Consider the following 24,923-nt stretch of genomic DNA (forward strand, 5'->3'; position numbering starts at 1 on the left):
GGAACGCCGCCTATTTCCAGGTGACCCGGCCGCCGACCTCCTCGGCGATGAAGTCCGCCCAGCGTTCGCGCTCGGCCAGCAGGGCCGGCGGGAAGTAGTCGTTCAGCTCCACGGCCTGCCAGCGGTAGCCGGGGCGGTTGAAGATGTCGCTGCCTTCCGCCAGGAAGCGCGGCACGTCGATGCCGTCGAGAATGTCGTCGCGGTTCAGTTCCTGGTGCGAGAAGCTCTGGATCTTGTGCCGGATGGCGTCGTCGTCGCCGATGTAGGAGAAATGCCAGCCCGCATGGGGCAGGATGTCCACATAGGCGGGCCGGGTCTCGGGGGTGTAGCGGTCCAGCGTGCCGCGGCTTTCGCGGATCTGCTGCGGCGTGGTCATCCGGGCCATCAGCCCGCGGACGGCGACGGGAAAGACCGAGAAGTTCTCGCCCTCCACGTTCATGAAGTTGACCTTGAAGTAGAACAGCGGCACGCGGAACCCGGCGATCATCGCCGTGCTGTCGCGCAGCGACGCGACGGAGCGGGCGCGCAGGATCTCGTCCACGTCGGAGACGATGACGATGTCGTCCGGCTCCACCTTGTCCAGCCCGAGCGCGATGGCGTTCCGCTGTGCCCGCTCGCGCACCCAGGGATTGTCGGTTTCCGGGAAATCGGGGGCGACGACCAGCTTCACCTTGTCGAGGAAGGGCAGGAAGCGGTTGCGTTCCTCCATGAAATGCAGCGGCTTCGGCGCGCCGGCGAAGGTCTGCTTGGCCTCGACGATCACGAACTGGTCCACCGTGTCGTACAGCTCGCGGAAGCGAAGCTCCAGAAGGTCGAGTTCGTTGTGGAAGGTGAAGCAGTCGTAGATCTTCGGCTGGCGGCGCTGCGGCGCGGCCACCGCCGGCCAGCGCGACCCCGGCGCCGCCGTCGTCTGCACGGCATCGGCCAGAGCCAGCACATAGTCCCGCGCCGCGCCGCCGGTCCATTCGGTGATCTGGGACCGCAGGAACGTCTCGTCCCGCCGCGCCACCAGCTTGCGGACCATGGAGGCGAAGGGGGCCTTGCGTCCGGACAGCGCGAGGCCGGTCATCAGGTCGGTGTATTCGCGCTTGTCGAGAAGCGGACCGTCCATCACCTCGATCCGTTCCTCCAGCGCGCGGTCCCCCAGCACCTTGCCGAAGTTGAACAGGCCGTGGAAGCCGAAGGCCGGTCCCGTCACCGGTGTCCGTTCGAAGGCGAAGCGGTCGGCCACGGCCTCCGGGGCGAAGCGGATGCCGGCCTTCTCCAGCGCCGGGCGCTCGGTCCGGCAGATGACGTGGTCCTCGGGGATGCCGGCTTCGAAGGGCAGGTCGCGCAGCCGGTCGAGCAGGGCGGCGGAGCGCAGGGAGAAGCCGCCGTTTCCCACCGTCATGCCGTCGTCGTACCAGCCCCAGCGGGCGCCGATGTAGTCGAAGGCGCGGAACTCCTCCGTCCAGGCCCGCGGGTCGGCGACGAAGCCGTCCCACTGCGCGATCAGGACATGACCGGTCGTCACCAGCCGGCGCAGGCGGACGTTGATGGTGTCCGAATAGTCGTCGATGCTGTGGATCGGGGCGATGCGGTGGAAATCGACGCCCGGAATCTTCGGGTCGCGGTCGGAGAGCAGCAGGACCCTGGAGAAGCGGCAGGCGGACAGGCTGTCCCGTATGGCCAGTTCGACCAGGGCGTTGTTCGCCGTGTCGGCGAACACCAGCGTGCAGTCCTCGATCCTCACCATGCCGTTCCCCGTTCTGCCGCCGGCGTCGGCCGCCCGCGGGCGCGGATCCTATCACGGCGGTTGTGGGGGTGCCACGGGCGGCGCGCCGGTCATCCTTGACGGGCGGGGGCCGGTCCCTTAGCTTGCGAAGTGTTCCCTGGGGGGCCTCGCTAGGAGGCTGAGACTCCGCCGGTCCGGCGCTTTCATCCGGACAACGCGGTGACCCATCGAACCTGATCCGGGTCATACCGGCGTAGGGACGGGACTGAAGGGCGGCACGGCGTACCCCCATTCCATCCAGACACCGCTTGCTCCGGCAACAGTTTGTTGGCGCTGCAAAAGGTGTGTGCGGACGTGACCGAAGCCCGACTTGTCGAAGACCTGCTGGCCTTCATCGCCGCCGGAGAGGCGGACGAGGAGGCGTTCAACCGCATGGCGCTGGCCGTCTTCGCCCACCAGTTCGAGACCAACGTCCCCTACCGCCGCTTCGCCACCCAGCGGGCGCGCACCCTGCGCACGGTGAAGAGCTGGCGCGACGTGCCCGCCGTGCCGATCAGCGCCTTCAAGGACCTGACGCTGAGCGGACGGCCGCCGGAGGAATGCCCGCACGTCTTCATGACCAGCGGCACCACCAAGGGCGTGCGGGGCAAGAGCCACCACCCGACGCTGGCGGTCTACGACCGCTCCATGACCGTCAATTTCCGCCGCCGTTTCATGGGGGACGTCGAACGGCTGCGCATGGGCATCCTGTTCCCGACCGAACAGGCGATGCCCAACTCCTCGCTCGCCCATTATCTGGCGCTGGCCAGGAGCGAATTCGGGACGGCGGAGAGCCGGTATTTCGTCTCCGACGCCGGGCTGGACGTGGACGGGGCGATCGAGGCGCTGTCGCGCGCCGAGGCGACCGGCGAACCCTATGCCCTGCTGGGGGCGAGCTTCAGCGTCGTGCATCTGATGGACGCGCTGGCCGAGCGGGGGCGGCGCTTCGCCCTGCCGGCGGGCAGCCGCATCCTCGACACCGGCGGCTTCAAGGGCCAGTCGCGGGAGATGGCGGCGGAGGAGTTCTACGGCCGCCTGTCCGCCACTTTCGGCGTGCCGCGCCGGCTGTGCATCAACATGTACGGCATGACGGAGCTGAGCACCCAGTTCTACGACGACGGCAACGAGACCTGCCCGTCGGTGAAGTCCGGCCCGCACTGGATCCGCAGCCGGGTCATCAACCCGCTGACCGGGCAGGAGGTGCCGCGCGGCAGCGTCGGCGTGCTGGTCCATCACGATCTGGCCCATTTCAACTGCGCGTCGGCCATCCTGACCGAGGACGCCGGGGTTGAGGTGGACGGCGGCTTCCAGCTTCTGGGCCGGGCGGACGGGGCGGACGCCAAGGGCTGCTCCATGGCGGTCGAGGACTTCCTCAGAGCGGCGCGGGCCCCATGACCGTAGGCTTGATGGAGCGCGCCGGGCATCTGCCGGGGTTGTCCGCCGACGCGGTGGACTGGCGGACGCTGACCTTCCGGCGCGGCGCCGAGACGCTCGACGTCGCGGTGCCGGTGCTGAGAGAGGCACAGGTCGCCGAATTGGCAACGCGGGTGCGCACCAACGCGCGGGCCTGTCTGAAAAGCCGCACCGTCGCCGAGATCGCCGCCGCCATCGACCGCGCCGTCGCCCGGCTGCTCGACCGCGACGACCCGTGGCGGCAAAAGGCGGAACGGCTGCTGCCGCTGGTCACCGGCTACGACGCGGAGATGGTCCGGCTGGGGCTGACCGGCTATCTGAAGACCTTCCGCGGGCCGGAGCTTCGGAAGTTCGTCGCGGAGGACTTCGCCAATCCGGCGGTGCTCGACGATTTCCAGCCGATGCCCAAGGGCGGCTTCGCCCGCGCCTTCGGGCCGGAGCTTCTGCTGCATGTCTGGGCGGGCAACGTGCCGGGCCTGCCGCTGTGGAGCCTGATTTCCGGCCTGCTGGTCAAGGCCGGAACGGTCGGCAAGCTGCCGAGCGCCGAGCCGCTGTTCGCCGGCTGGTTCGCGCAAATCCTGGCGGAGATCGACCCGGACCTGGCCGACTGCATCGCCATCGTCTGGTGGAAGGGCGGCGACGAGGCGGCGGAGCGGGCGTGGCTGGGCCGCGCCGACACGGTGGTCGCCTATGGCGGCAACGATGCGCTTGAGGCCATCCGGGCGCGGGTGCCGGTCACCACGCGCTTCCTGCCCTACGGTCACAAGATCAGCTTCGGCATGGTCGCCCGCTCCGCGCTGGACGCCGGGAAGGCGGGGGCGGTGGCCCGGCAGGCGGCCTACGACGTGGCGCGCTACGACCAGCAGGGCTGCTACTCGCCGCAGACCTTCTTCGTGGAGCGCGGCGGTCGGGTGTCGCCGCGCGAATTCGCCGGCTTTCTGGCGCATGAGCTGGACGCCATCGGCAGCAAGTTCCCGCGCCGCGCCCTGTCGATGGGCGAGGCGGGCAGCGTCGCGTCCTGGCGCAACGCGGAGGAGACGAAGGGCTTCGCCGACCCCGGCCGCGCCCTGCTGGGCGATCCGGCGGGAAGCTGGGCGGTCGCCTACACCGACGCGGCGGACGGGCTGTCGCCTTGCGGGCTGAACCGCACGGTGACGGTTGTGGCGGTGGACCGGCTGGCCGACGCGGTGCCGGGGCTTGCGCCCTACCGCGCCTTCCTTCAGACCGTGGGCATCGCCGCGCCGCCGGAGGAGCTGTTCGCGCTGGCCGGGGCGCTGGGGGCGGTCGGGGTGACGCGCCTCTGCGCGCTGGGGCGCATGACCGCACCGGAGGCGGGCTGGCACCATGACGGGCGGTTCAACCTTCTGGACCTCGTCACCATGACCGAGATCGAAGGCTCGGCGGAACGGGCGGCGGACGCTTTCGCCCCCTACACGGATTGAGGCGCCGGCCATGAGCTTCGTCAGCATCGAACAGGCCGGCTACGGCGTCCCGAGCGGCGGCACCATCCTGGACCGGATCGACTGGACCATCGGGGAGGGCGAGTTCCATGCGCTGGTCGGGCGCAGCGGCTGCGGCAAGACGACCCTGCTGAAGCTGGTCGCCGGGCTGCTGGCCCCCTCGACCGGAACCGTCCGCATCCAGGGGGAGCCGGTGCGGGGGCCGGGCGCCCAGGTCGGCTTCGTCTTCCAGGCGCCGACGCTGCTGGACTGGCGGACGGTGCTCGACAACCTGCTGCTGCCCGTCTCGCTGACGCGCCGCCCGCAGCCGGCGGACCGCCGCAAGGCGGAGGAGCTGCTGGACCTCGTCGGCCTGACCGGACTCGAGGGGCGCTACCCCAGCCAGTTGTCGGGCGGGCAGCAGAGCCGCGTCGCGCTGGCCCGCGCGCTGGTCACCGAGCCGCCGCTGCTCCTGCTCGACGAGCCCTTCGCCGCGCTCGACGCCATCACGCGGGAGGAGCTGCAGAACGACCTCTTGAAGCTCTGCGCCCGGCACCGCACCACCGTGCTGTTCGTCACCCACGACATCGCGGAGGCGGTCTATCTGGCCGACCGGGTGGCGGTGATGGAGGGCGGGCGGTTGCGCCACGCCCTGCCGGTGCCGCTGGCCCGCCCGCGCGGGCGCGACGTCCGCTACAGCCCGCGCTTCAACGCCCTGTGCCTGGAGCTTCGCCGCGCCATGGACGGCGCGGAACCCGGCGTGGCGCTGGAGCGCGCGTCGTGAGGGTCCGCCTCGCCTCCGCCCTGCTGCTTATCCTGTTTCTGGCGGGGTGGGAGGTCTATTGCCGGGCGGCGGGGGTGTCGGCCCTGGTCGTGCCGCTGCCCTCGGCGGTGCTGCGCACGCTGTGGGACGGGCTGGCCGGCGGCTATCTGCTGCCGCACCTCTGGGTGACCACAGCGGAGATGGCGATGGGCCTCGCCGCCGGCTGCACCGTGGGCTTCCTCGCCGGGGTGCTGCTGGCCGAGGTGCCGGTGCTGCGCCGCCTGTTCTACCCCTACATCCTCGCCAGCCAGGTGGTGCCGAAGCTGGCGCTGGGGCCGCTGTTCATCGTCTGGTTCGGCTTCGGCATGACCTCCACCGTGGTCATCACGGCGCTGATCTGCTTCTTCCCGCTGCTGGAAAACACCATGACCGGCCTTCAACAGGTCGATCCCAACAAGCGGGAGCTGTTCCGGATGCTGCGGGCGACGCGCCTGCAAACCCTGCTGCGCCTGAAGATCCCCTCCGGCCTGCCGGTGATCCTGGCGGGCCTGCGCGTCGCCGTGGTGCTGGCGCTGGTCGGCGCCGTCGTCGGCGAGTTCATCGGGGGCCGGCAGGGGCTGGGCGCCTCGATCATCGCGGCGCAGGGGATGATGGATTCGACCATGATGTTCGCCCTATTCATCGTCATCACGGTGCTGGGCATGATCGTTTATCAGGCCGCCGCCGGGCTTGAGCGGTGGCTGCTGCGCCGTCCGTGGAAAGGATAATCACACGATGTTCGGGTTCCTGCGCACCCTGGGTGCCGTCGCCGTTTCCGCCCTGCTCCTGTCTTCCCCCGCGCTGGCGCTCGACAAGGTGACCGTGGCGGGCTGGAGCCAGCCGATCAGCGAGATCACCAACCTGCTGGCCGAGCCGGACAAGGGCTTCTTCAAGGCCAAGGGCATCGATCTCGGCTATGTGCCGGGGACCGGCGGCGGCTCGGCCATCCAGAACATGCTGACCGGTCAGGCCGACGTGGCCTTCACCGACCCGGCCTCCTTCTACCTCGCCCTCGACAAGGGCGAGAAGCTGATCGCCATCTACAACATCTACCCGCAGAACGTCTTCAACGTGGTGTCGCCGAAGGAGCGCAACATCACCAGGCCCGAGGACCTCAAGGGCAAGCGCATCGGCGTCTACAGCCTGTCCAGCGGCACCCGCCAGAACCTCCAGGTGCTGCTGCATCAGGTCGGGCTGAGCGAGAGCGACGTGACCATGGAGGTGACCGGGCTGCTGAACTTCGCCCCCGTCATCCAGGGGCAGGTGGACGCCACCGCGGCGACCGACACCGGCCTCCATGTCGGGATGCAGAAGGGGCTGAAGGACATCAACGTCATCGAGGTCAAGGACACGCTGAACCTGCCCTCCGACATCTTCGTGGTGACGGAGGAGACCTACCGGACGAAGAAGGACGTGCTGAAGCGCTTCCTCGCCGCCTACCGCGACAGCGCCGCCTGGATGATCGCCGAGCCGGAGGAGGCCGCCCGCCTCGCCGTGACCCGCGCCATCAACGGCCGCGACGAGGCCACCAACCTCGCCATCATCAAGCTGCGCAACGCCTCCAGCGTGTCGGAGACGACCAAGGCCAAGGGACTCGGCCACTTCGATCCGGACCTGATGCAGAAGGGGGCCGACACCTTCAAGCAACTCGGCCTGATCGGGACCGACCTCGACATGTCCAAGCTGGTCCGGTCCGACCTGATCCCCGAGTAAGGAAGGCTTGGCCCACCATGGATTTCCGCGACAAGACCGTCCTCGTCACCGGCGCCAGCCGCGGCATCGGCGCCGCCATCGCCAGGGCCTTCGCGGCGGAGGGGGCGGCCGTCGCCGTCAACTACCTGCAAAACGCCGAGGCCGCCGAGGCGGTGGCGGCGGCCTGCCGGGAAGCCGGCGGCGACGCCTGGGCGGTCCAGGCCGACGTGACCGACGCCGAGGCGGTGAACCGCATGGTGGAGCGCACGGCGGAGGAGTTCGGCAAGATCGACGTGGTGGTCAACAACGCCTTCCGCCCCTACGCCTTCGACCCGGAGAAGCGCAAGCTGTTCTGGGACACCGAGTGGGCGGATTACCGAGGGCAGGTGGATGGGGCGCTGCTCGGCACCTACAACGTCTGCCGGGCGGTGCTTCCGGTGATGCGGCGGCGGCCCGGCGGCAGCATCGTGAACATGGCGACCGACCTCGTGGCCCGTCCCACCGTGCCCTATCACGACTACACCACGGCCAAGGCGGCGCTGGTCGGATTCAGCCGCAATCTGGCGGCGGAGCTGGGGCCGCTGGGCATCCGCGTCAACTGCGTGGCGCCGGGGCTGGTCTACCCCACCGACGCCAGCCGGGCGACGAAGGAGGACGTGAAGGACGCCATCGTCGCCCAGACCCCGCTGCGCCGCATCGCCACGCCGGAGGACGTGACCGGCCCGGTGCTGTTCCTGGCGTCCGGCTGGAGCCGCTTCATGACGGGGCAGGTGCTGTATGTGGATGGCGGGTTGGTGATGGGGTGAGTGCGGGCGCCGTTGCCCCCACCCCGGCCCTCCCCCGCTGGGCGGGGGAGGGAGGTTTTGTGAGCCCTCCCCCGCCCAGCGGGGGGAGGGTTGGGTGGGGGAACCTGTGTTGGCGCCCCCCTATTCCAACGCGATCTCCCCCTTGATCTCATGCTCCAGCCCGATGCCCTCGATGGTCAGCACGACGCGGGCCTGGAGCGTCTCGTTGCCCTTCAGCTTTCCGGCCTCGATCGCTTCGGTCACGGCGCGCTCGATCTCGCGCTGTGAGGTGACGCCGACGACCTTCAGGTACTTCCGGATGCCCATGTTGAAGGTGTCGTGATCCATGATGCTCCTCCCTCTCTGATCGCTCCCGAAGACAACCGTCGCGGCAACGCTTTGTCCCGCGTCCTTGTCGCACCCCGCCGGCCATGGCCGCCGGTTGCGGTCCATTCAGGTGCCGTTCAGGCGGCTTTGTGCTAACTGGACCTGTCTTCCCGTGCCCCGATTGCCGGTTCCGACCATGAACGCCGCCCGCGCCGTCCTGCTGTCCCTGGCCTTCCTTGGCGCCGCCCTCCCTGGCGTCACTCTGCCGGCGGCGGCCGACGACGACCGCGACCATGAGCGGGCGCGGGAGGCGTTCCGTTCAGGCCGGGCGCTGCCGCTGGAGGCCATCGTGGCCCGCGCGCAGGCCGATTTCCCCGGTGACATCCTGGATGTCGAGTTCGAGGATGAGGACGGGCAGATCGTCTATGAGATCAAGACCATCACCGCCGAAGGCCGCGTCCTGAAGCTGAAGTACGACGCCGCCACCGGCGACCTGCTGCGGGTGCGGGGGCGCAACGGGAAGGGCGAGGGCGGCCATCATGGGAAGAGGTGAGCGCCATGCGTCTGCTCGTCGTCGAGGATGATCCGGCGCTCGCCCGCCAGCTCGCCGAACGGCTGGAGGGCGAGGGCTACGCCGTGGACCGCGCCGCCGATGGGGAGGACGGCCAGTTCCTCGGCGAGACCGAACCCTACGACGCCATTGTTCTCGACCTCGGCCTGCCGCGGGTGGACGGGCTGACGGTGCTGCGCTCCTGGCGCGCGCAGGGGATCGCGTCACCGGTCATCATCCTGACCGCCCGCGGCGCCTGGACGGAGAAGGTCCAGGGCATCGACGCCGGGGCCGACGACTATCTGGCCAAGCCCTTCAGCATGGAGGAGCTGCTGGCCCGCATCCGGGCGCTGATCCGCCGCTCCAAGGGGCACGCCTCGGCGGAGATCGCCTGCGGCGGGGTGGTGCTGGACACCCGCTCGGGCCGGGTCACGCTGGACGGGCGCCCGGTGGACCTGACCGGGCACGAGTTCCGGGTGCTCGATTACCTGATGCACCGCAAGGGCCAGCTCGTCTCCCGCACGGAGCTGACCGAGCACATCTACGCCCAGGATTTCGACCGCGATTCCAACACCATCGAGGTCTTCGTCGGCCGCCTGCGCCGCAAGCTCGGCGCCGACCTCATCAAGACCGTGCGCGGGCTGGGCTACAAGCTGGAGGCTCCGTGAGCGGGGCCGTCCGGGGCAGGACCATCCGGGGCGGGGGAGGACTGACCGGATCGCTGCGCTTCCGCTTGCTGGCCGGGGCGGCGGTGTGGATCGCGCTGGCCCTGGCGCTGGCCGGGCTGGTGCTGTCCGGCCTGTTCCGCGACCATGTGGCCCGCCGTTTCGAGGCGGAGCTGACCAACCATCTCGACCAGCTCGCCGCGCTGACCGAGCTGGGGGCGGACGGCGCGCCGGTGCTGCGCCAGCCGCTCGGCGACCCGCGCTTCCGCCGGCCGCTGTCGGGGCTGTACTGGCAGGTGGGGCCGGGGGATGCACCGCTCCTGCGCTCCCGCTCCCTGTGGGACGAGGCGCTGGCCCTGCCGCCGGACGAGGTCGCGGACGGCGACATCCACCGCCACAGCGTCGTCGGCCCCGCCGGGCGCCACCTGTCGGTGCTGGAGCGCGCCGTGACCTTCCCCAACGGAACCGCGCCGCTGCGCATGGCGGTGGCGCAGGACGAGGCGGAGCTGCGGGCGGTGGTGGCCGACTTCAACCGGGTTCTGTGGCTGTCGCTGGGGGCGCTGGCGCTGGCGCTGATCGGTGCGGCGGTGGTCCAGGTGTCGGTGGGCCTGCGCCCGCTGGTGCGGCTGCGCGCCGAGCTGGCCGCCGTGCGGGCGGGGCGCAGGAAGCGCTTCGGTGGCGACTCCCCGCGCGAGGTGCAGCCGCTGCTCGACGACCTGAACGCCCTGCTGGACCATTCGGAGGAGGTGGTGGTGCGGGCTCGGCTCCAGGCCGGGAACCTCGCCCACGCGCTGAAGACGAACCTCGCCGTGCTGGCGAACGAGGCGGAGGGGGAGGCCATCGCCCGGCGGGTGGCGGAGATGCGCCGCCACATCGACCACCACATGGCCCGCGCCCGCGCCGCCGCCGCCCGCGGCCTGCCCGGCGTCGCCACACCGGTGGCCGCCAGCGCCGCGGCGCTGGCGCGGGTGATGGAGAAGCTTCAGGGTGGAGGCCGGGTGGCCGTCACCGTCCGCGTCCCCCGCGAGCATGTCTTCGCCGGGGAGCGCGAGGATCTCGACGAGATGCTGGGCAACCTGCTGGACAACGCCTTCAAGTGGGCAGGGTCGCGGGTGGAGGTCGCGTCGCGGCTGGAGGCGGGCGGCATGCTGGCGGTGGTGGTGGAGGACGACGGGCCGGGCCTGCCCGCCGACCGGCGGGACGCCGTGCTGGCCCCCGGCGTGCGGCTGGACGAGAGCACGCCGGGCAGCGGCCTCGGCCTCGCCGTCGTGCGCGACGTGGCGCGGCTCTACGGCGGCGACCTGCGGTTGGGCAATTCGCCGCTCGGCGGCCTGCGGGTGGAGCTGGTGCTGCCGGCGGCGCCACCGCCCTGACCCGCGCAACAATCCTGTCACATCTCCCCGCTGGCGGCGGGCCGTTCGTTATGGTCTGAATGCTGCCCCAATTGCCGGTCCTAGGAGACGACGGATGACCCCGGTGGACAGCGCCAACGGAACCGGTGCGGACGCCACCGGTCATGGGGTGGGCCTGTGGGAGGCGGTGCGCGTCTGGGCGCGGATCGCGGCGCTGAGCTTCGGCGGGCCGGCCGGCCAGATCGCCATGATGCACCGCGTCGTGGTGGACGAGAAGAAGTGGATCGGGGAGGAGCGGTTCCTCCACGCCCTGAACTACTGCATGCTGCTGCCGGGGCCGGAGGCGCAGCAGCTGGCCGTCTACATCGGCTGGCTGATGCACCGGACGGTGGGCGGGTTGATCGCCGGTATCCTGTTCATTCTGCCGGGCGCGCTGGCCATCATGGCGCTCAGCCTCCTTTACGCGACGCTGGGGAACACCGGGCCGGTGCAGGGGCTGTTCTTCGGGCTGAAGGCGGCGGTGCTGGCCGTCGTGCTGGAGGCGGTGGTCCGCGTCGGGCGGCGCACGCTGAAGAACGGGGCGATGGTCGCCCTGTCGGCGGCGGCCTTCCTGGCGATCTTCGCCTTCGACGTCCCGTTCCCCCTGATCATCCTGACCGCCGCCCTGATCGGGCTGGCCGGGGCGCGGCTGGGCGTCTCCGCCTTCCGGCCGGTGCCGCACGGGCCGGGCCCGTCCGCCAACCGGACCAGCCTGCTGGGGGAGGGGACGCCGGACCACGCGCGCCCTTCGACCGGCTGGTCGCTGCGCGTCGGGGCGGTGTGCCTCGCCCTGTGGCTGGGGCCGGTGCTGGCGCTGCTGCTGACGCTGGGGCCGGACAACACCTTCACCGGCATCGCCGTCTTCTTCTCCAAGATGGCGGTGGTGACCTTCGGCGGCGCCTACGCCGTGCTGGCCTATGTGGCGCAGCAGGCGGTGGAGACCTATGGCTGGCTCTATCCCGGCGAGATGCTGGACGGGCTGGGCATGGCGGAGACGACGCCGGGGCCGCTGATCATGGTGGTGCAGTTCGTGGGGTTCCTCGGCGCGCTGCGCGATCCGGGGGCGCTGCCGCCGCTGCTGGCCGGGGTGCTGGGCGGGCTGCTGACCACCTGGGTCACCTTCGTGCCCTGCTTCCTGTGGATCTTCCTCGGCGCGCCCTATGTCGAGGCGCTGCGCGGCAACCGGATGCTCGGCGCCGCCCTGTCGGCGATCACCGCGGCGGTGGTCGGGGTGATCCTGAATCTGGCGCTGTGGTTCGCCCTGCACACGCTGTTCGCCCGCCTGGAAGCGGTGTCCGTCGCCGGGATGAGGCTGGACCTGCCCGTTCTCGCCAGTGTCAACCTGCCCGCCCTGGCGCTGACCGTCGCTGCGGTGCTGGCGGTGTTCCGCTTCAAGGCGGGGATGCTGCCCACCCTGGGCGCCTGCGCGCTGGCCGGCGTGGCGCTGCGCATGGCGGGCGTAGCCTGAGGCGACGGAGTCGCCGCAGGCTACGCCGGGTCCGGTTCAATGCATCTCCTGAACCTGGGCGATGCGTTCGGTGATTCCTTCGAGGCGGCGGGACAGCTGGACCTCGTCCTCCGGCGCGATCTGGCCCTTGCGTTGGGCAAGCCGCAGGGCCGCTTGCGCCTCCTCCAGGCAATCGAGCGTGTGACGCACGTAGTCGTGTTGGGCCATGCCCCCATCCTCCTCAACCGTTCTGCAACCAAAGCGAAACAGACCGGTACGGATGGGGTTCCACCTTCTGGCGGGGCCTATCCCGCTCGGACAGATCGAGTCGCGAGAGCCCTGATATGGATTTTCCCGCAGAGAGCGTGGGAAAAGTCAGAAATCCAGGTCGGCGTAATGGCGGGGTGGCGGGCAGCCGGGAATGCTGTCGGACAGCAGGCCGCGGAAGCTGGGGCGCGACTTGATGCGGGCGTACCAGTCCTTCGCCTCCGGCACCTTGTCCCACGGGACGTTGTCCACGTAATCGACGCAGGACAGCGCCGCCGCCGCCGCGATGTCGGCCACCGTGAAGTTGGAGCCGGCCAGCCAGGGGCGGCGTTCCGACAGGAAGGCGATGTATTCCATGTGGTACTGGATGTTCGCCAGACCGGCGCGGATCGCCGGGGCGTAGGGATGGCCCTGGCCGGACAGCCGCTTGATCAGCTTCTCGCCGACCAGATTCTCGGTCACCTCGCGGTCGAAGGTCCGGGTGAACCAGTCGACGATCCGGCGCACCTCGGCGCGGGCCGCCACCTCCCGCGGCATCAGGGCCACGTCGGGATAGGCCTCCTCCAGATACTCCAGAACGGGCAGCCCGCCGGCCACGACGGTTCCGTCCTCCTCCACCAGCACCGGCGGCTCGCCGGCGGGGTTGAGCATCAGGAAATCCTCGCGCCGTTCCCACGGCTTCTCGATGACCGATTCGAAGGGGAGACCCTTCTCGGCCAGCATCACCCGCGCGACGCGGGACAAGGGATGGAGGGGGTGGTGATGGAGTGTCCGCATGCCGGGCCGGACTGTAGCGTATGGGGAGCGTGGAAAACAGTCTGCGCTTTGGCCTGTGACGCCGCTCCTTCGGCTTATGGATTAACCGTGCCGAGAGGGTGTCAAAGGGCGGATTTGCGGTAGACCACCAGGGGGTCGGCATCCCCTCCGCTTTCGGCGGCGGGGACCGGGGTCCAGCCGTTGTGCTCGTAGAAGGCGCGGGCCGCCGCGTTGCGCGAGGCGCAGGCGAGTTCCGCGGAGCCGCGCAGCAGGGTCAGCGCCTCGCGCAGCAGCGCGCTGCCGATGCCCCGCCCGCGCCACAGCGGGGCGATGAACAGGTTGTGGATGAAGCGGTCCGCCACATCGACGGAGATGAAGCCGACCACGCCGCCGCCGGCTTCCGCCACCAGCACCTCTTCCCCGTCCACGCAGTCGTAATAGTCGTCCAGGCCGAAGCGGTCCTCGGGCTGCCAGGAGAAGGCGGCGCGGCGCCCGTGCAGGAAGATGTCGGCGCAGCGCGGCCCGTCGGCCGCCGTGGCGAAGCGAATGTTGATGCGCAAGCCGTCCTCTGCCGGCATGACGCCCTCCCGTGTGGTTGCGGATGCCCCCAGGCGGTCCTAACAACCCGTGCCGCACCAGATTATTCCAAGAACCGGCGCTCTGAAAAGGACGCCCGTGCCGTTGCCGGCGTGAAAAACGGCGGCCCGGTTACCCCGGACCGCCGTTCGCGTATGCACAATCGACCTGAGACTTATTGCTTGGGTCTTACTCCGCCGAGATGGCCTTCGGCAGATGGACCGGCACTTCCAGGCGGTTCAGCATTTCCTTCGGGACGACTTGCCAGAACTTGGTCACCTCACGCGCCCAATCGTTGAGGATTTCGGCGGCGAAGCGGCTCTGCGTCTCCGCCACATGCTCCTCGATCAGGTGCTTGAGCTGGCTCTCGTAATGGCCGACCTCGATGCGCTGGAAAATCACGCTCTCGTCGTTGATGTACAGCGGCAGGCTGTCGTCCAGGTCGTAGACGTAGGCCATGCCGCCCGTCATGCCGGCGGCGAAGTTGTCGCCGACGCGGCCGAGAATGACCGCCGTGCCGCCCGTCATGTACTCGCAGCCGTTGGAGCCGCAGCCCTCGACCACCACGGTGGCGCCGGAGTTGCGGACGGCGAACCGCTCGCCGGCCTGGCCCGCGGCGAACAGCTTGCCCGCCGTCGCACCGTAGAGGACCGTGTTGCCGATGATCGTGTTCCTGTTGGTCTCCAGCGGGCTGGAGGTCGTCGGACGGACGACGATGGTGCCGCCCGACAGGCCCTTGCCGACATAGTCGTTGGCGTCGCCCATCACCTCCAGCTTGATGCCCTGCACCGCGAAGGCGCCCAGCGACTGGCCGGCGGTGCCGCGCAGGCGGATGGTGATGTGGCCGGGCTGCAGCCCGAACATCCCGAACTTGCGCGTCACCATCGAGGACAGCCGCGTGCCGATGGCGCGCTGCGTGTTGCGGGCGTTGTAGGCGAGCTGCATCTTCTCGCCCTCCTCGAACAGCGGGCGGGCGTCGGCGACGATGCGGGCGTCCAGCGTGTCCGGCACCTCGTTGCGGCCCTGCAGCGTGCAGTAGCGGGCGTTCTCGCCGGGATCGACCTGGGCCAGCAGCGGGTTCAGGTCGAGGTCGTCGAGATGCTCGGCGCCGCGGCTGACCTGATGCAGCAGGTCGGTGCGGCCGATCACCTCGTTCAGCGAGCGGAAGCCCAGGCCGGCCAGGATCTCGCGCACCTCTTCCGCCAGGAAGGTGAAGAGGTTGACGACCTTCTCCGGCGTGCCGACGAACTTCTGGCGCAGCTTGTCGTCCTGCACGCAGACGCCGACCGGGCAGGTGTTGCTGTGGCACTGGCGGACCATGATGCAGCCCATGGCGATCAGGCTGGCCGTGCCGATGCCGAACTCCTCGGCACCCAGCATGGCGGCGATCACGATGTCGCGGCCGGTCTTCAGGCCGCCGTCGGTGCGCAGCCGCACGCGGTGGCGCAGGCGGTTCAGCGTCAGGACCTGATGCACCTCCGACAGGCCCATCTCCCAGGGCAGGCCGGCGAACTTGATCGAGGTCTGCGGGCTGGCACCCGTGCCGCCGCTGTTGCCGGAGATCAGGATGATGTCGGCGTTGGCCTTCGCCACGCCCGCGGCAATCGTTCCGATACCGGAACGGCTGACCAGCTTCACCGTCACTTTCGCATCCGGATTGATCTGCTTCAGGTCATAGATGAGCTGGGCGAGATCCTCGATCGAATAGATGTCGTGGTGCGGCGGCGGGCTGATGAGCATCACGCCCGGCGTCGAGTGACGCAGCCGCGCGATCATCTCGGTCACCTTGAAGCCGGGGAGCTGGCCGCCCTCGCCGGGCTTGGCGCCCTGGGCGACCTTGATCTCCAGCTCGCGGCACTGGTTCAGATACTCGGCGGTGACGCCGAAGCGGCCCGAGGCCACCTGCTTGATGGCGCTGTTCCAGTTGTCGCCGTTCTTGTCCGGGCGGAAGCGCGCCGGGTCCTCGCCGCCCTCGCCGCTGTCGGACTTGGCGCCGATGCGGTTCATGGCGACGTTCAGCGTGCCGTGCGCCTCGGGCGACAGGGCGCCCATGGACATGCCCGGCGTGATGAAGCGCTTGCGGATCGCGGTGATGCTCTCCACCTCGTCCACCGGCACCGGGGCCTTGGTGGAGCGCAGCTCCAGCAGGTCGCGGAGCTGCATCGGCGGGCGCTTGTTCACCTGCTCGCTGTACTTCTTGAAGGTGGTGTAGCTGTCGTTGGTCACCGCCTGCTGCAGCGTGTGGATCACGCCGCCTTCCCAGCCGTGGCGGTCGCCCGACTTGCGGAAGCGGTAGAAGCCGCCGACCGGCAGGGCCACGACCTCCTCGTTGTAGGCGGTGGCGTGCTGCTCCAGCACCTTCTTCTGGATGCCGTTCAGGCCGATGCCGGAGATGCGGCTGACCATCGCCGGGAAATGCTCGGCGACCAGCGCGCGCGACAGGCCGATGGCCTCGAAGTTGCCGCCGCCGCGGTAGCTGCTGATGACCGAGATGCCCATCTTGGACATGATCTTCAGCAGGCCGTCGTCGATGGCCTTCTTGTAGTTGGCCATGCCCTTTTCCAGCGGCATGGAACCGAACAGGCCGCGGCGGTGGCGCTCGGCGATGGCTTCCTGCGCCAGATAGGCGTTGACCGTGGTGGCGCCGACGCCGATCAGCACGGCGAAGTAGTGGGTGTCCAGACCCTCCGCCGTGCGCACGTTCAGCGAGGTGAAGGTGCGCAGGTTGGAGCGGATCAGGTGCGTGTGCACCGCACCGGTGGCGAGGATCGCCGGGATGGCGGCGCGCGCCGGGCCCATCGCCTCGTCGGTCAGGATGACGTGGGTGGCGCCGCCGCGAACGGCGTCCTCCGTCTCCTGGCGGATGCGGCGCAGCGCGTCGCGCAGGGCCTCCGGACCGCCGTCGACCGGGAAGGTCGCGTCGATCTCGGCCGCCGTGTCGCCCATGTAGTCGCGCATGGCGCGGAACTCGGCGGTCGTCAGGACCGGCGACTCGAGTTGCAGCAGGCGGGTCTGCGTCTCGTCCTCGTCCAGGATGTTGCCGAGGTTGCCGAGCCGCGTCTTCAGGCTCATCACCCGGCGCTCACGGAGCGAGTCGATGGGCGGGTTCGTGACCTGCGAGAAGTTCTGGCGGAAGAAGTGGTGCAGGCCGCGGTACTTGTCGGACAGCACGGCGATGGGGCTGTCGTCGCCCATCGAGCCGATGGCCTCCTTCCCGTCCTCCACCATCGGGTGCAGGATCAGCTCCATGTCTTCCATGGTCAGGCCGAAGGCCTGCTGGCGGCGGCGCAGCTCGGCCTTGTCCATGTCCGACGGCTCGCCCTTCAGCGAGGCGGTCTTGACCAGCTCGTCCAGGTGGGTGGTGTTCTGCACCCACTTGTCCCACGGCTTCAGCGTGGCGAGATGGTCCTTCAGCTCGCGGTCGCGGTAGAGCTTGCCGGCCTGGAGATCGACGGCGATCATCTCGCCCGGGCCGAGGCGGCCCTTCTCGATCACCTGGGCCTCGTCGATCTTCACCATGCCCGTCTCGGACCCGCCGATGATCAGGCCGTCGGTGGTGATGGTGTAACGCATCGGGCGCAGGCCGTTGCGGTCCATGCCGCCGACGACCCAGCGGCCGTCGGTCATGGCCAGCGCCGCCGGGCCGTCCCACGGCTCCATGACGGAGTTGCAGTACTGGATCAGCGCCTTGTGGTTGTCCGGCGTGGTCTGCGAGCTGGTCAGCGCCTGCGGCACCAGCATCATCTTGACCATCGGGGCCGTGCGGCCGGCGCGGACCATCACCTCGAACACGGTGTCCAGCGAGCCGGAGTCCGACAGGCCGACGCCGATCACCGGCTTCAGATCCTGCATGTGGGTGCCGAAGGCCGGATGCTCCATCCGGGTCTCGTGCGCCTTCATCCAGTTGACGTTGCCCTTGACCGTGTTGATCTCGCCGTTGTGGGCGAGCATGCGGAAGGGCTGGGCCAGCGGCCAGGTCGGGAAGGTGTTGGTCGAATAGCGCTGGTGGTAGATGGCGAAGTCGGACTCGAACCGCTCGTCCAGCAGGTCCGGGTAGAAGGTGGTCAGCTGCTCCGCCAGGAACATGCCCTTGTAGATGATCGAGCGGGCCGACAGCGAGCAGATGTAGAAGTCGTTGATCTGCTCACCCTTCACCGCCTTCTCGATGCGGCGGCGGATGATGTAGAGGTCCAGCTCGAACTGCTCGTCGGACACGCCCTTGTTGTTGCCGACGATGATCTGCTCGATCTCCGGACGGGTCGCGTTGGCCTTCTCGCCGATGATGTCGACGTTGATCGGCACCTGACGCCAGCCGTAGATGTAGTAGCCGAAGGCCAGGATCTCGGTCTCGACGATGCAGCGGCAGGCTTCCTGCGCGTCCAGGCTGATGCGCGGCAGGAACACCTGGCCGACGGCCAGCTTGTTGTCCGGCGCGCGGTGGCCGATGACCTTCACATGGTCCTTGAAGAACTTCTGCGGCACGGCGACGTGGATGCCGGCGCCGTCGCCCGTCTTGCCGTCGGCGTCCACGGCGCCGCGGTGCCAGACGGCCTTCAGCGCCTCGATGCCTTTCTCGACCACCGAGCGGCGGGGCTTGCCGTCGATCGCGGCGATGAAGCCGACGCCGCAGGCGTCGTGCTCATCCTCCGGGTTGTAGGCGTTGGCAGTGGTCAGCGCCGCGGCGTTGGCGCGGAAGTCGGCGACGAACTGCTCACCCTGGTTCAACTCGGTGGTCATCGGTGGACCCTTTCAATCAGTCTGTTCGGAAAGGGGACTTCGCCCCTTCACCCCCGCCAAGGGCCGAAATGGACCCCTGGAACCCGCGGAATTATGGATTGGTTTGACTTATTCAGCCGCGACGGCGACCGGCGTCTCGGCCTTCGCCCTGGCGTAGGCGTGGATGCCCTCCGCCGCGTCGCGGCCGTCGCGGATGGCCCACACCACCAGCGAGGCGCCGCGCACGATGTCGCCGGCGGCGAACACGCCCTCCAGGTTGGTCATCTTGCTGCGGTGGTCGACCAGCAGCGTGCCCCAGCGGGTGACCTTCAGCTCCGCCTCGCCGAACAGGGTGGGCAGGTCCTCCGGCTCGAAGCCGAGCGCCTTGATGACCAGATCGGCCTGGACCGTGAACTCCGACCCCTCGATCACCTGCGGGGTCTGGCGGCCCGTGGCGTCGGCCACGCCCAGATGGATGCGCACGGCGCGCACGCCGGTCACCACCGAGTCGCCCCCCCGATTTTCACCAACAAAGCCTTCCGGGGCGGCCTGCCAGATGAACTCCACGCCCTCTTCCTCGGCGTGGGCGACCTCGCGCTGCGAGCCCGGCATGTTCTTGCGGTCGCGGCGGTACAGACACTTGACCGACGCCGCGCCCTGGCGGATGGCCGTGCGCACGCAGTCCATGGCGGTGTCGCCGCCGCCCAGCACCACCACATGCTTGCCCGCGGCGTTCAGGGAGCCGTTCTCGTACGCCTCCACGCTGTCGCCCAGGCTGACCTTGTTGGAGGTGGTCAGGTAGTCCAGCGCCGCCACGATGTTGCCAAGGCCCGAGCCCGGCGCCTTGATGTCGCGCGCCTTGTAGACGCCGGTGGCGACCAGCACGGCGACGTGCTTGCGGCGCAGCTCCGGCAGGGAGGCGTCGCGGCCCACCTCGAAGTTCGGGTGGTAGACCACCCCGGCGTCGGCCAGCAGCTGCACGCGGCGCTCGACCACCGACTTCTCCAGCTTGAAGCCGGGGATGCCGTAGACCAGCAGGCCGCCCATGCGGTCGTAGCGGTCGTAGACATGCACCTCGTAGCCCTTGGCGCGCAGCTCCTCGGCGGCGGCGAGGCCGGCGGGGCCGGCGCCGATGATGCCAACCGAGACGCCCAGCTCACGCGACGGCTTGCGCGGCTTCACCCAGCCCTGATCCCAGGCGGTGTCGTTGATGTACTTCTCCACCGACCCGATGGTGACGGCGCCGTGGGTGGACTGCTCGATGACGCAGTTGCCTTCGCACAGGCGGTCCTGCGGGCAGATGCGGCCGCAGATCTCCGGGAAGTTGTTGGTGGCCTGGGAGACCTCATAGGCCTCCTCCAGCCGGCCTTCGGAGGTCAGCTTCAGCCAGTCGGGGATGTTGTTGGAGACCGGGCAGTGCACTTGGCAGAAGGGAACGCCGCACTGCGAGCAGCGGTTGGCCTGCTCGTTGGCGCGCTCGTCGCTGAAGCGGGCGTAGATCTCGGCGAAATCCTGGCGGCGCTCCGCGGCCGGGCGTTTGTCGGGCATCCGCTGCGCGGTGTGCACGAAGCCCAACATCCTCTGGTTCGCCATAACGCCTGCTCCTTCTTCCCGTGTCCCGTGCATGGGGACGGCGCCGGCGGCCGGGCGACCCTTTTCGTGCCGGTGGGGGCATGGCGAGGGGCGTGGCCGCAGTGAAAACGAAAGCCCGCGGTCACGCGGTCTGAACGTCATATACCGCAAGAGAAGGCGCCGCGCGAGCATATTTTCACCGTTAGGACAGCATGACTGACCAAACCGTGACTCGATGTCGCGGATGCCTCCGTAGACGGCGGGAGTGCCCCAAAAACAAGCAAGAAAATTAGGTCCGATCCGGGACTATCGCCCAATTCGGGGTATCGCCCCATGGGTCGTCGCCTTCGCCATGTTGCGCTGCTATAAGCCGGACATTGCCACCGCCATCCTGCCAGAGGCCCCGCGCCGCATGTTGATCGACCAATATCTGGACGCCGCTCTGCTCGGCCTGATCGAAGGGCTGACCGAATTCCTGCCGGTCTCGTCCACCGGCCACCTGATCATTTTCGACACCCTGTTGGGCTTCGAAGGCCCGCCGGGCAAGGTGTTCGAGGTGGTGATCCAGCTCGGTGCGATCCTGGCGATCTGCACGGTCTATTTCGCCCGGCTGTGGAAGGTGGTCACCGGATTGAAGGACGATCCGGGCGCCCGCCACTTCGCCATGGCGGTGATCCTGGCCTTCCTGCCGGCGATGGTGCTGGGAGCGGCGCTGCACGGCGTCATCAAGGCGGTGCTGTTCAACCCGACGGTGGTCAGCGTCGCGCTGATCCTGGGCGGCGTGGCGATCCTGATGGCGGAACGGCTGGTCCCGGTCCCGCGCTACCACCAGATCGAGCGCTTCCCGGCGCCGCTCGCGCTGAAGATCGGCCTGTGCCAGTGCCTGGCGCTGGTGCCCGGCGTGTCGCGCTCGGGCGCCACGATCCTCGGCTCGCTGCTGATGGGGGTGGACCGGCGGACCGCCGCGGAATTCTCCTTCTTCCTGGCGATCCCGACCATGGCCGGCGCCACGGTCTACGACCTCTACAAGAACTGGAGCCTGATGACCGTCGACTCCGCGCTGCTGATCGGCGTCGGCTTCGTCACCGCCTTCATCGCGGCGGCGCTGGTGGTCAAGGTGCTGGTGGACTTCGTCGGGCGCTACGGCTTCGCGCCCTTCGCCTGGTACCGCATCGCCATCGGGTCGGGGATGCTGGCGTTTCTTTACCTGTAAGCGGCGGGCTTCCCGCGCGCCTCAGCCCTGTTGGGCGACGGCGCGCGAGGAGGCCGCGGCGATGACCAGCGCCAGCGCGGCGACCAGGGCGAAGGAAAAGCCCACCGTGCTGGCCTCCGCCACGAAGCCGAGAAGGGCCGGGCCGGTCAGCACGCCGGCGTAGCCGAGGGTCGCCACCGCGGCGATGGCCTGGCCGGCTTCCTCCTCCGCCTTGGCGCCGGCGGCGCTGAACAGCACCGGCACCACGTTCGACAGGCCGAGTCCGGTCAACCCGAAGCCGACGACCGCCACCACCGGCCCGCCGCCGGTGAGCGCGACCGCCAGGCCGGCGAAGGCCAGCACGGCGCCGGCGCGGACCAGAACCGGCCCGCCGAAGCGCTGGCGCAGCCGGTCGCCGCAGAAGCGGCCCACCGCCATGGCGCCGGAAAAGACGGCGAAGCCCAGCGCCGCGATGGACGCCGCACCCCCCAGATCCTCGCGCAGATAGACGGCGCTCCAGTCCAGGATCGCGCCCTCGCTCATGAAGGCGAGGAAGGTCAGCGATCCCAGCAGCAGCGTGCCGCGGTCGGGCAGGGCGAGGCCCGCCGGCTCCGCCCGCCGGTCGGCGCTTCCGGGCAGGAGGCGGCGGTGCAGCGCAAAGAACAGGAGCAACAGCGCCGCCGCGAGGATGGACGCCTGGACCGAAGGCGGCAGGATTTGCAGCAGCAGGCCGCCCACGCCGGCGCCGAACAGGCCGCCCAGGCTCCACATGCCGTGCAGCGACGACATGATGGGCCGCCCGAGATGGCGCTCCACCAGGGCGCCGTGGGCGTTCATCGCCACGTCCATGGTGCCGCCCGCCGCCCCGAACAGGAACAGCACCGCGCACAGCGACAGCAGATCCGGCATCAGCGCCGGCAGCGGCAGGATCGCGGCGAAGGCCACGGCGGTGAACCGGATCACCGGGGCGCTTCCGACGCGGCCGAGCAGCGCGCCCGTGCCGACCATCGCGGTCAGAGCCCCGGCGGCAAGGCAGAGCAGGGCGACGCCGAGCACGCCGGGGCTGAGGTCCAGGTGGTCCTTGATCGCCGGGATCTGGGTGGCCCAGACGCCAAAGGCGGAGCCATTGACGAAGAAGGCCGTCAGGGAGGCCAGCCGGGCGCCCGGCGCGCGGTCGGCGAATTCCCGTATGGTGAAATCCTGCGTTGCGGCCTGCATGACGTCCCGCACCCCCTCCGTCGTCCCGATGAAGGGGCCAGATGCGGCAGCGACGCGCGGGAATCAAGGCCGCCCGCCGCAGGGCACCCTTGCGCGGCGCCGTCCTGCGGGGCGGCAGGCCCCCGAAACGACGAAAGCCCCGGCGGGGCCGGGGCTTTCGCTTCGATGGCGCGGGGCCTGCGGGGTCAGTGCGCGCCGGAATGGTTGCCGGCGTCGCGCGGCGTCGTGTTGGAGCGGCCGCCGACGATGAAGCGCGACAGGTAGGTCGGCAGGACGACCTCGCAGCTCGACAGGTTGGTGATGCCCAGCTCCTTGAAGCCCGGCGCGCCGGGGGCGGCGACGTTGTCGGTCTTCAGCATCTCCACCTGATCGCGGGTCAGCGGCGGGGCGATGATCGGCGGCGCCTTCTCCAGCAGGCCGCCCAGCGTCTCCGCCACGTTCCAGGGAATCGGGACGAGGAAGCGCTTGCGGCGGATCTCCCGCAGCATGAGCTGCATCAGCTCCTTGAAGCTGTAGACGCGCGGGCCGCCCAGCTCGAAGGTCCGGCCGGCCGCCGAATCGAGTGTCGCGGCGGCGGCGATGGCGTCGGCCAGATCGCCGACATAGACCGGCTGGAACTTCGTCGCCCCGCCGATCAGCGGCAGCGCCGGGGAGACCTGCGCCATGGCGGCGAACTTGTTGAAGAAGCCGTCCTCCGGCCCGAAGACGATGCTGGGACGGATGATGGCGGCGCCGGGGAAGGCCTGCATCACCGCCTGCTCGCCCGCCGCCTTGGACTTGGCGTAGGCGGAGGCCGACTTGGCGTCGGCGCCGATGGCCGAGACATGGACGAGATGGCGCACGCCGCTGGCCTTGGCGATGCGGGCGATGCGCGCCGGGGCGTCGACGTGCACGGTCTGGAAGTTCCAGGCCCCGCGCTCGTAGAGCGTGCCGATCAGGTTGATGACGGTGTCCGCGCCCTGGATGGCCCGCGCGACGGACTGGTCGTCCTTCACGTCGGCGGCCATCGGCACGATCTGGCCGACCGAGCCGGCGGTCTTCAGGAAATTGGCCTGGTTCGGATGGCGCGACACCACGCGCACGATGGCGCCGGTCTTGGCGAGGCGGCGAATGAGGTGGCGGCCGACGAATCCCGAACCGCCGAACACCGTGACCACTTCAGAGCGATAGGACATCGACCTTCTCCCGTGCCGTTGGGCCCGCAAATTCTTCCCTCCGGGCCGCCAGCCCGCGAGGCGGGGCGACCGGATCGGGGGTTGCTTATATAGAAACCTCCGGGGGGAGGCTAGGGCCTGACGCGCCGCCCGCGGCCCATTTCGCGTCCGGCAGCGCTTTCCGCGCGAAAGTGAAAAAAAGCTGTTGACGGGTCTCCGCCGGACGGCTACATAAGCGGCCCACACCGAGCCCAGGTGGCGGAATTGGTAGACGCGCAGGTTTCAGGTACCTGTGGCAGAAATGTCGTGGAAGTTCGAGTCTTCTCCTGGGCACCATATCTACCCGGCTGCGCCGCATGCTACGGACCTCCCCCAGCGGGACGGAAAGGTAGCAGAGCGGCGTTCGTCGTTTCTGGGGTCCGTGGCCGGGGGCCGTCCTACTGAGCGGGAAGCCACCCAATGCCCATCGACCTCCATGACGGCGACCTGCCGGACGGTCTCGATCTGAAGTCCCTCGCCCGCGGCGGCGCCGTCGCCATCGACACCGAGACCATGGGGCTGAACCCCCACCGCGACCGGCTGTGCCTGGTCCAGCTTTCCCCCGGTGACGGCACGGTCCATCTGGTCCAGTTCCGCAAGGGCCAGTACGAGGCGCCGAACCTGAAGCGCCTGCTCGCCGACCCCGAGGTCACCAAGCTGTTCCATTTCGCCCGCTTCGACGTGGCGGTGATGCGGGCCTATCTCGGCGTCGCCTGCCAGCCGGTCTACTGTACCAAGGTCGCGTCCAAGCTGGTCCGCACCTTCACCGACAAGCACGGGCTGAAGGATCTCGTGAAGGACCTGCTGGGGGTGGAGCTGTCCAAGCAGCAGCAGTCCTCCGACTGGGGGGCCGCGGAGCTGACGCCGGAGCAGATGAAATACGCCGCCTCCGACGTGCTGCACCTGCACGACCTCAAGGAGAAGCTGGACGTCATGCTGGCGCGCGAGGGGCGGACCCATCTCGCCAAGGCCTGCTTCGACTTCCTGCCCGCCCGCGGGGAACTGGACCTCGGCGGCTGGGAGCAGCCGGACATTCTGTCGCATTGATCGAGGGCTGTCGCATCGACGGCCGGCGCCGGGACAGGAGCCCCGGTGGAATAGGTCAAGCCCTCCGGACGTTGATTTGACCGGAAGCGCGCGGGTGGGCATACTGCCCGCGCGGCGGCTGG

21 protein-coding genes, 1 tRNA gene and 1 riboswitch are annotated in these 24,923 nt (G+C 69.5%); of the genes, 13 read left to right on the plus strand and 9 right to left on the minus strand.

The window, feature by feature from the left end; translation table 11 throughout:
* Positions 1 to 10: 10 nt before the first annotated feature.
* The gene (locus TSH58p_RS25910) at positions 11 to 1,735 is read right to left on the minus strand and encodes a DUF5672 family protein (RefSeq protein WP_109069171.1); all 1,725 of its coding nucleotides are present in this window, start codon (positions 1,733 to 1,735) and stop codon (positions 11 to 13) included.
* A 127-nt stretch (positions 1,736 to 1,862) separates the two neighbouring features.
* Positions 1,863 to 1,992, plus strand: a riboswitch (TPP riboswitch).
* A 76-nt stretch (positions 1,993 to 2,068) separates the two neighbouring features.
* Between TSH58p_RS25910 and TSH58p_RS25915 the strand changes: the two genes are divergently transcribed.
* Genes TSH58p_RS25915 through TSH58p_RS25940 form a run of 6 tightly spaced genes read left to right on the plus strand, consistent with a single transcriptional unit; the run spans position 2,069 to position 7,905 of the window.
* Positions 2,069 to 3,148 (plus strand): long-chain fatty acid--CoA ligase, encoded by a 1,080-nt coding sequence (locus TSH58p_RS25915; RefSeq protein WP_109069216.1) that lies wholly within the window; start codon positions 2,069 to 2,071, stop codon positions 3,146 to 3,148.
* Positions 3,145 to 4,608, plus strand: coding sequence for an acyl-CoA reductase (locus TSH58p_RS25920; RefSeq protein WP_247873931.1), 1,464 nt, complete (start codon positions 3,145 to 3,147; stop codon positions 4,606 to 4,608). The genes TSH58p_RS25915 and TSH58p_RS25920 overlap by 4 nt, the downstream gene beginning before the upstream one ends.
* Positions 4,609 to 4,618: 10 nt before the next feature.
* Positions 4,619 to 5,389, plus strand: coding sequence for an ABC transporter ATP-binding protein (locus TSH58p_RS25925; RefSeq protein WP_204165724.1), 771 nt, complete (start codon positions 4,619 to 4,621; stop codon positions 5,387 to 5,389).
* Positions 5,386 to 6,135 carry an ABC transporter permease gene (locus TSH58p_RS25930; protein ID WP_109069168.1) on the plus strand — a complete coding sequence of 250 codons (750 nt, stop codon included), beginning with the start codon at positions 5,386 to 5,388 and terminating at the stop codon, positions 6,133 to 6,135. The genes TSH58p_RS25925 and TSH58p_RS25930 overlap by 4 nt, the downstream gene beginning before the upstream one ends.
* Positions 6,136 to 6,142: 7 nt before the next feature.
* Positions 6,143 to 7,120: an ABC transporter substrate-binding protein gene (locus TSH58p_RS25935; protein ID WP_109069167.1), complete on the plus strand. Its 978-nt coding sequence runs from the start codon at positions 6,143 to 6,145 to the stop codon at positions 7,118 to 7,120.
* Between the two features lie 17 nt (positions 7,121 to 7,137).
* The gene (locus TSH58p_RS25940) at positions 7,138 to 7,905 is read left to right on the plus strand and encodes a 3-oxoacyl-ACP reductase (RefSeq protein WP_109069166.1); all 768 of its coding nucleotides are present in this window, start codon (positions 7,138 to 7,140) and stop codon (positions 7,903 to 7,905) included.
* A 120-nt stretch (positions 7,906 to 8,025) separates the two neighbouring features.
* On the opposite strand, the gene TSH58p_RS25945 is transcribed toward TSH58p_RS25940, so the two are convergent.
* Positions 8,026 to 8,232 (minus strand): DUF6494 family protein, encoded by a 207-nt coding sequence (locus tag TSH58p_RS25945; protein ID WP_109069165.1) that lies wholly within the window; start codon positions 8,230 to 8,232, stop codon positions 8,026 to 8,028.
* 151 nt (positions 8,233 to 8,383) lie between these two features.
* Between TSH58p_RS25945 and TSH58p_RS25950 the strand changes: the two genes are divergently transcribed.
* The 4 genes from TSH58p_RS25950 (at position 8,384) to chrA (ending at position 12,285) form a co-directional block, all read left to right on the plus strand.
* Positions 8,384 to 8,764: a PepSY domain-containing protein gene (locus tag TSH58p_RS25950; protein ID WP_247895547.1), complete on the plus strand. Its 381-nt coding sequence runs from the start codon at positions 8,384 to 8,386 to the stop codon at positions 8,762 to 8,764.
* 5 nt (positions 8,765 to 8,769) lie between these two features.
* Positions 8,770 to 9,429 carry a response regulator transcription factor gene (locus tag TSH58p_RS25955; protein WP_109069163.1) on the plus strand — a complete coding sequence of 220 codons (660 nt, stop codon included), beginning with the start codon at positions 8,770 to 8,772 and terminating at the stop codon, positions 9,427 to 9,429.
* Positions 9,426 to 10,799, plus strand: a complete 1,374-nt coding sequence (locus TSH58p_RS25960; protein ID WP_199230077.1) for a sensor histidine kinase — start codon at positions 9,426 to 9,428, stop codon at positions 10,797 to 10,799. The genes TSH58p_RS25955 and TSH58p_RS25960 overlap by 4 nt, the downstream gene beginning before the upstream one ends.
* A 94-nt stretch (positions 10,800 to 10,893) precedes the next feature.
* The gene (chrA, locus tag TSH58p_RS25965) at positions 10,894 to 12,285 is read left to right on the plus strand and encodes a chromate efflux transporter (protein WP_109069162.1); all 1,392 of its coding nucleotides are present in this window, start codon (positions 10,894 to 10,896) and stop codon (positions 12,283 to 12,285) included.
* 36 nt (positions 12,286 to 12,321) lie between these two features.
* Here the strand turns inward: chrA and TSH58p_RS33700 are convergent, their stop codons facing one another.
* From TSH58p_RS33700 to TSH58p_RS25985, 5 genes are all read right to left on the minus strand, one after another.
* Entirely contained in the window at positions 12,322 to 12,492 is a 171-nt protein-coding gene (locus TSH58p_RS33700; protein ID WP_199230076.1) for a hypothetical protein, read from the minus strand.
* A gap of 147 nt (positions 12,493 to 12,639) precedes the next feature.
* On the minus strand, positions 12,640 to 13,308 hold the full coding sequence (locus tag TSH58p_RS25970) for a glutathione S-transferase family protein (protein ID WP_109069161.1): 669 nt from the start codon (positions 13,306 to 13,308) through the stop codon (positions 12,640 to 12,642).
* 101 nt (positions 13,309 to 13,409) lie between these two features.
* The gene (locus TSH58p_RS25975) at positions 13,410 to 13,865 is read right to left on the minus strand and encodes a GNAT family N-acetyltransferase (RefSeq protein ID WP_109069160.1); all 456 of its coding nucleotides are present in this window, start codon (positions 13,863 to 13,865) and stop codon (positions 13,410 to 13,412) included.
* Positions 13,866 to 14,052: 187 nt separating this feature from the next.
* A complete protein-coding gene (gene gltB / locus TSH58p_RS25980) occupies positions 14,053 to 18,600 on the minus strand; it encodes a glutamate synthase large subunit (protein WP_109069159.1) in 4,548 nt (1,515 codons plus the stop codon).
* 108 nt (positions 18,601 to 18,708) lie between these two features.
* The gene (locus tag TSH58p_RS25985; RefSeq protein WP_109069158.1) at positions 18,709 to 20,172 is read right to left on the minus strand and encodes an NAD(P)-dependent oxidoreductase; all 1,464 of its coding nucleotides are present in this window, start codon (positions 20,170 to 20,172) and stop codon (positions 18,709 to 18,711) included.
* Positions 20,173 to 20,563: 391 nt separating this feature from the next.
* On the opposite strand from TSH58p_RS25985, the gene TSH58p_RS25990 reads away from it, so the two are divergent.
* A complete protein-coding gene (locus TSH58p_RS25990) occupies positions 20,564 to 21,364 on the plus strand; it encodes an undecaprenyl-diphosphate phosphatase (RefSeq protein WP_109069214.1) in 801 nt (266 codons plus the stop codon).
* Positions 21,365 to 21,385: 21 nt separating this feature from the next.
* Here TSH58p_RS25990 and TSH58p_RS25995 read toward each other — a convergent pair whose 3' ends face one another.
* Positions 21,386 to 22,561: an MFS transporter gene (locus TSH58p_RS25995; protein ID WP_109069157.1), complete on the minus strand. Its 1,176-nt coding sequence runs from the start codon at positions 22,559 to 22,561 to the stop codon at positions 21,386 to 21,388.
* A 185-nt stretch (positions 22,562 to 22,746) separates the two neighbouring features.
* On the minus strand, positions 22,747 to 23,736 hold the full coding sequence (locus TSH58p_RS26000; protein WP_109069156.1) for a complex I NDUFA9 subunit family protein: 990 nt from the start codon (positions 23,734 to 23,736) through the stop codon (positions 22,747 to 22,749).
* A 228-nt stretch (positions 23,737 to 23,964) separates the two neighbouring features.
* Here TSH58p_RS26000 and TSH58p_RS26005 point away from each other — a divergent pair.
* Both TSH58p_RS26005 and TSH58p_RS26010 read left to right on the plus strand, forming a co-directional pair.
* A tRNA-Leu gene (locus tag TSH58p_RS26005) sits at positions 23,965 to 24,051 on the plus strand.
* Between the two features lie 123 nt (positions 24,052 to 24,174).
* Positions 24,175 to 24,801, plus strand: a complete 627-nt coding sequence (locus TSH58p_RS26010; RefSeq protein WP_109069155.1) for a ribonuclease D — start codon at positions 24,175 to 24,177, stop codon at positions 24,799 to 24,801.
* The last annotated feature ends 122 nt before the right edge of the window (positions 24,802 to 24,923 follow it).

It is taken from the genome of Azospirillum sp. TSH58, assembly GCF_003119115.1.
GTDB lineage: Bacteria > Pseudomonadota > Alphaproteobacteria > Azospirillales > Azospirillaceae > Azospirillum.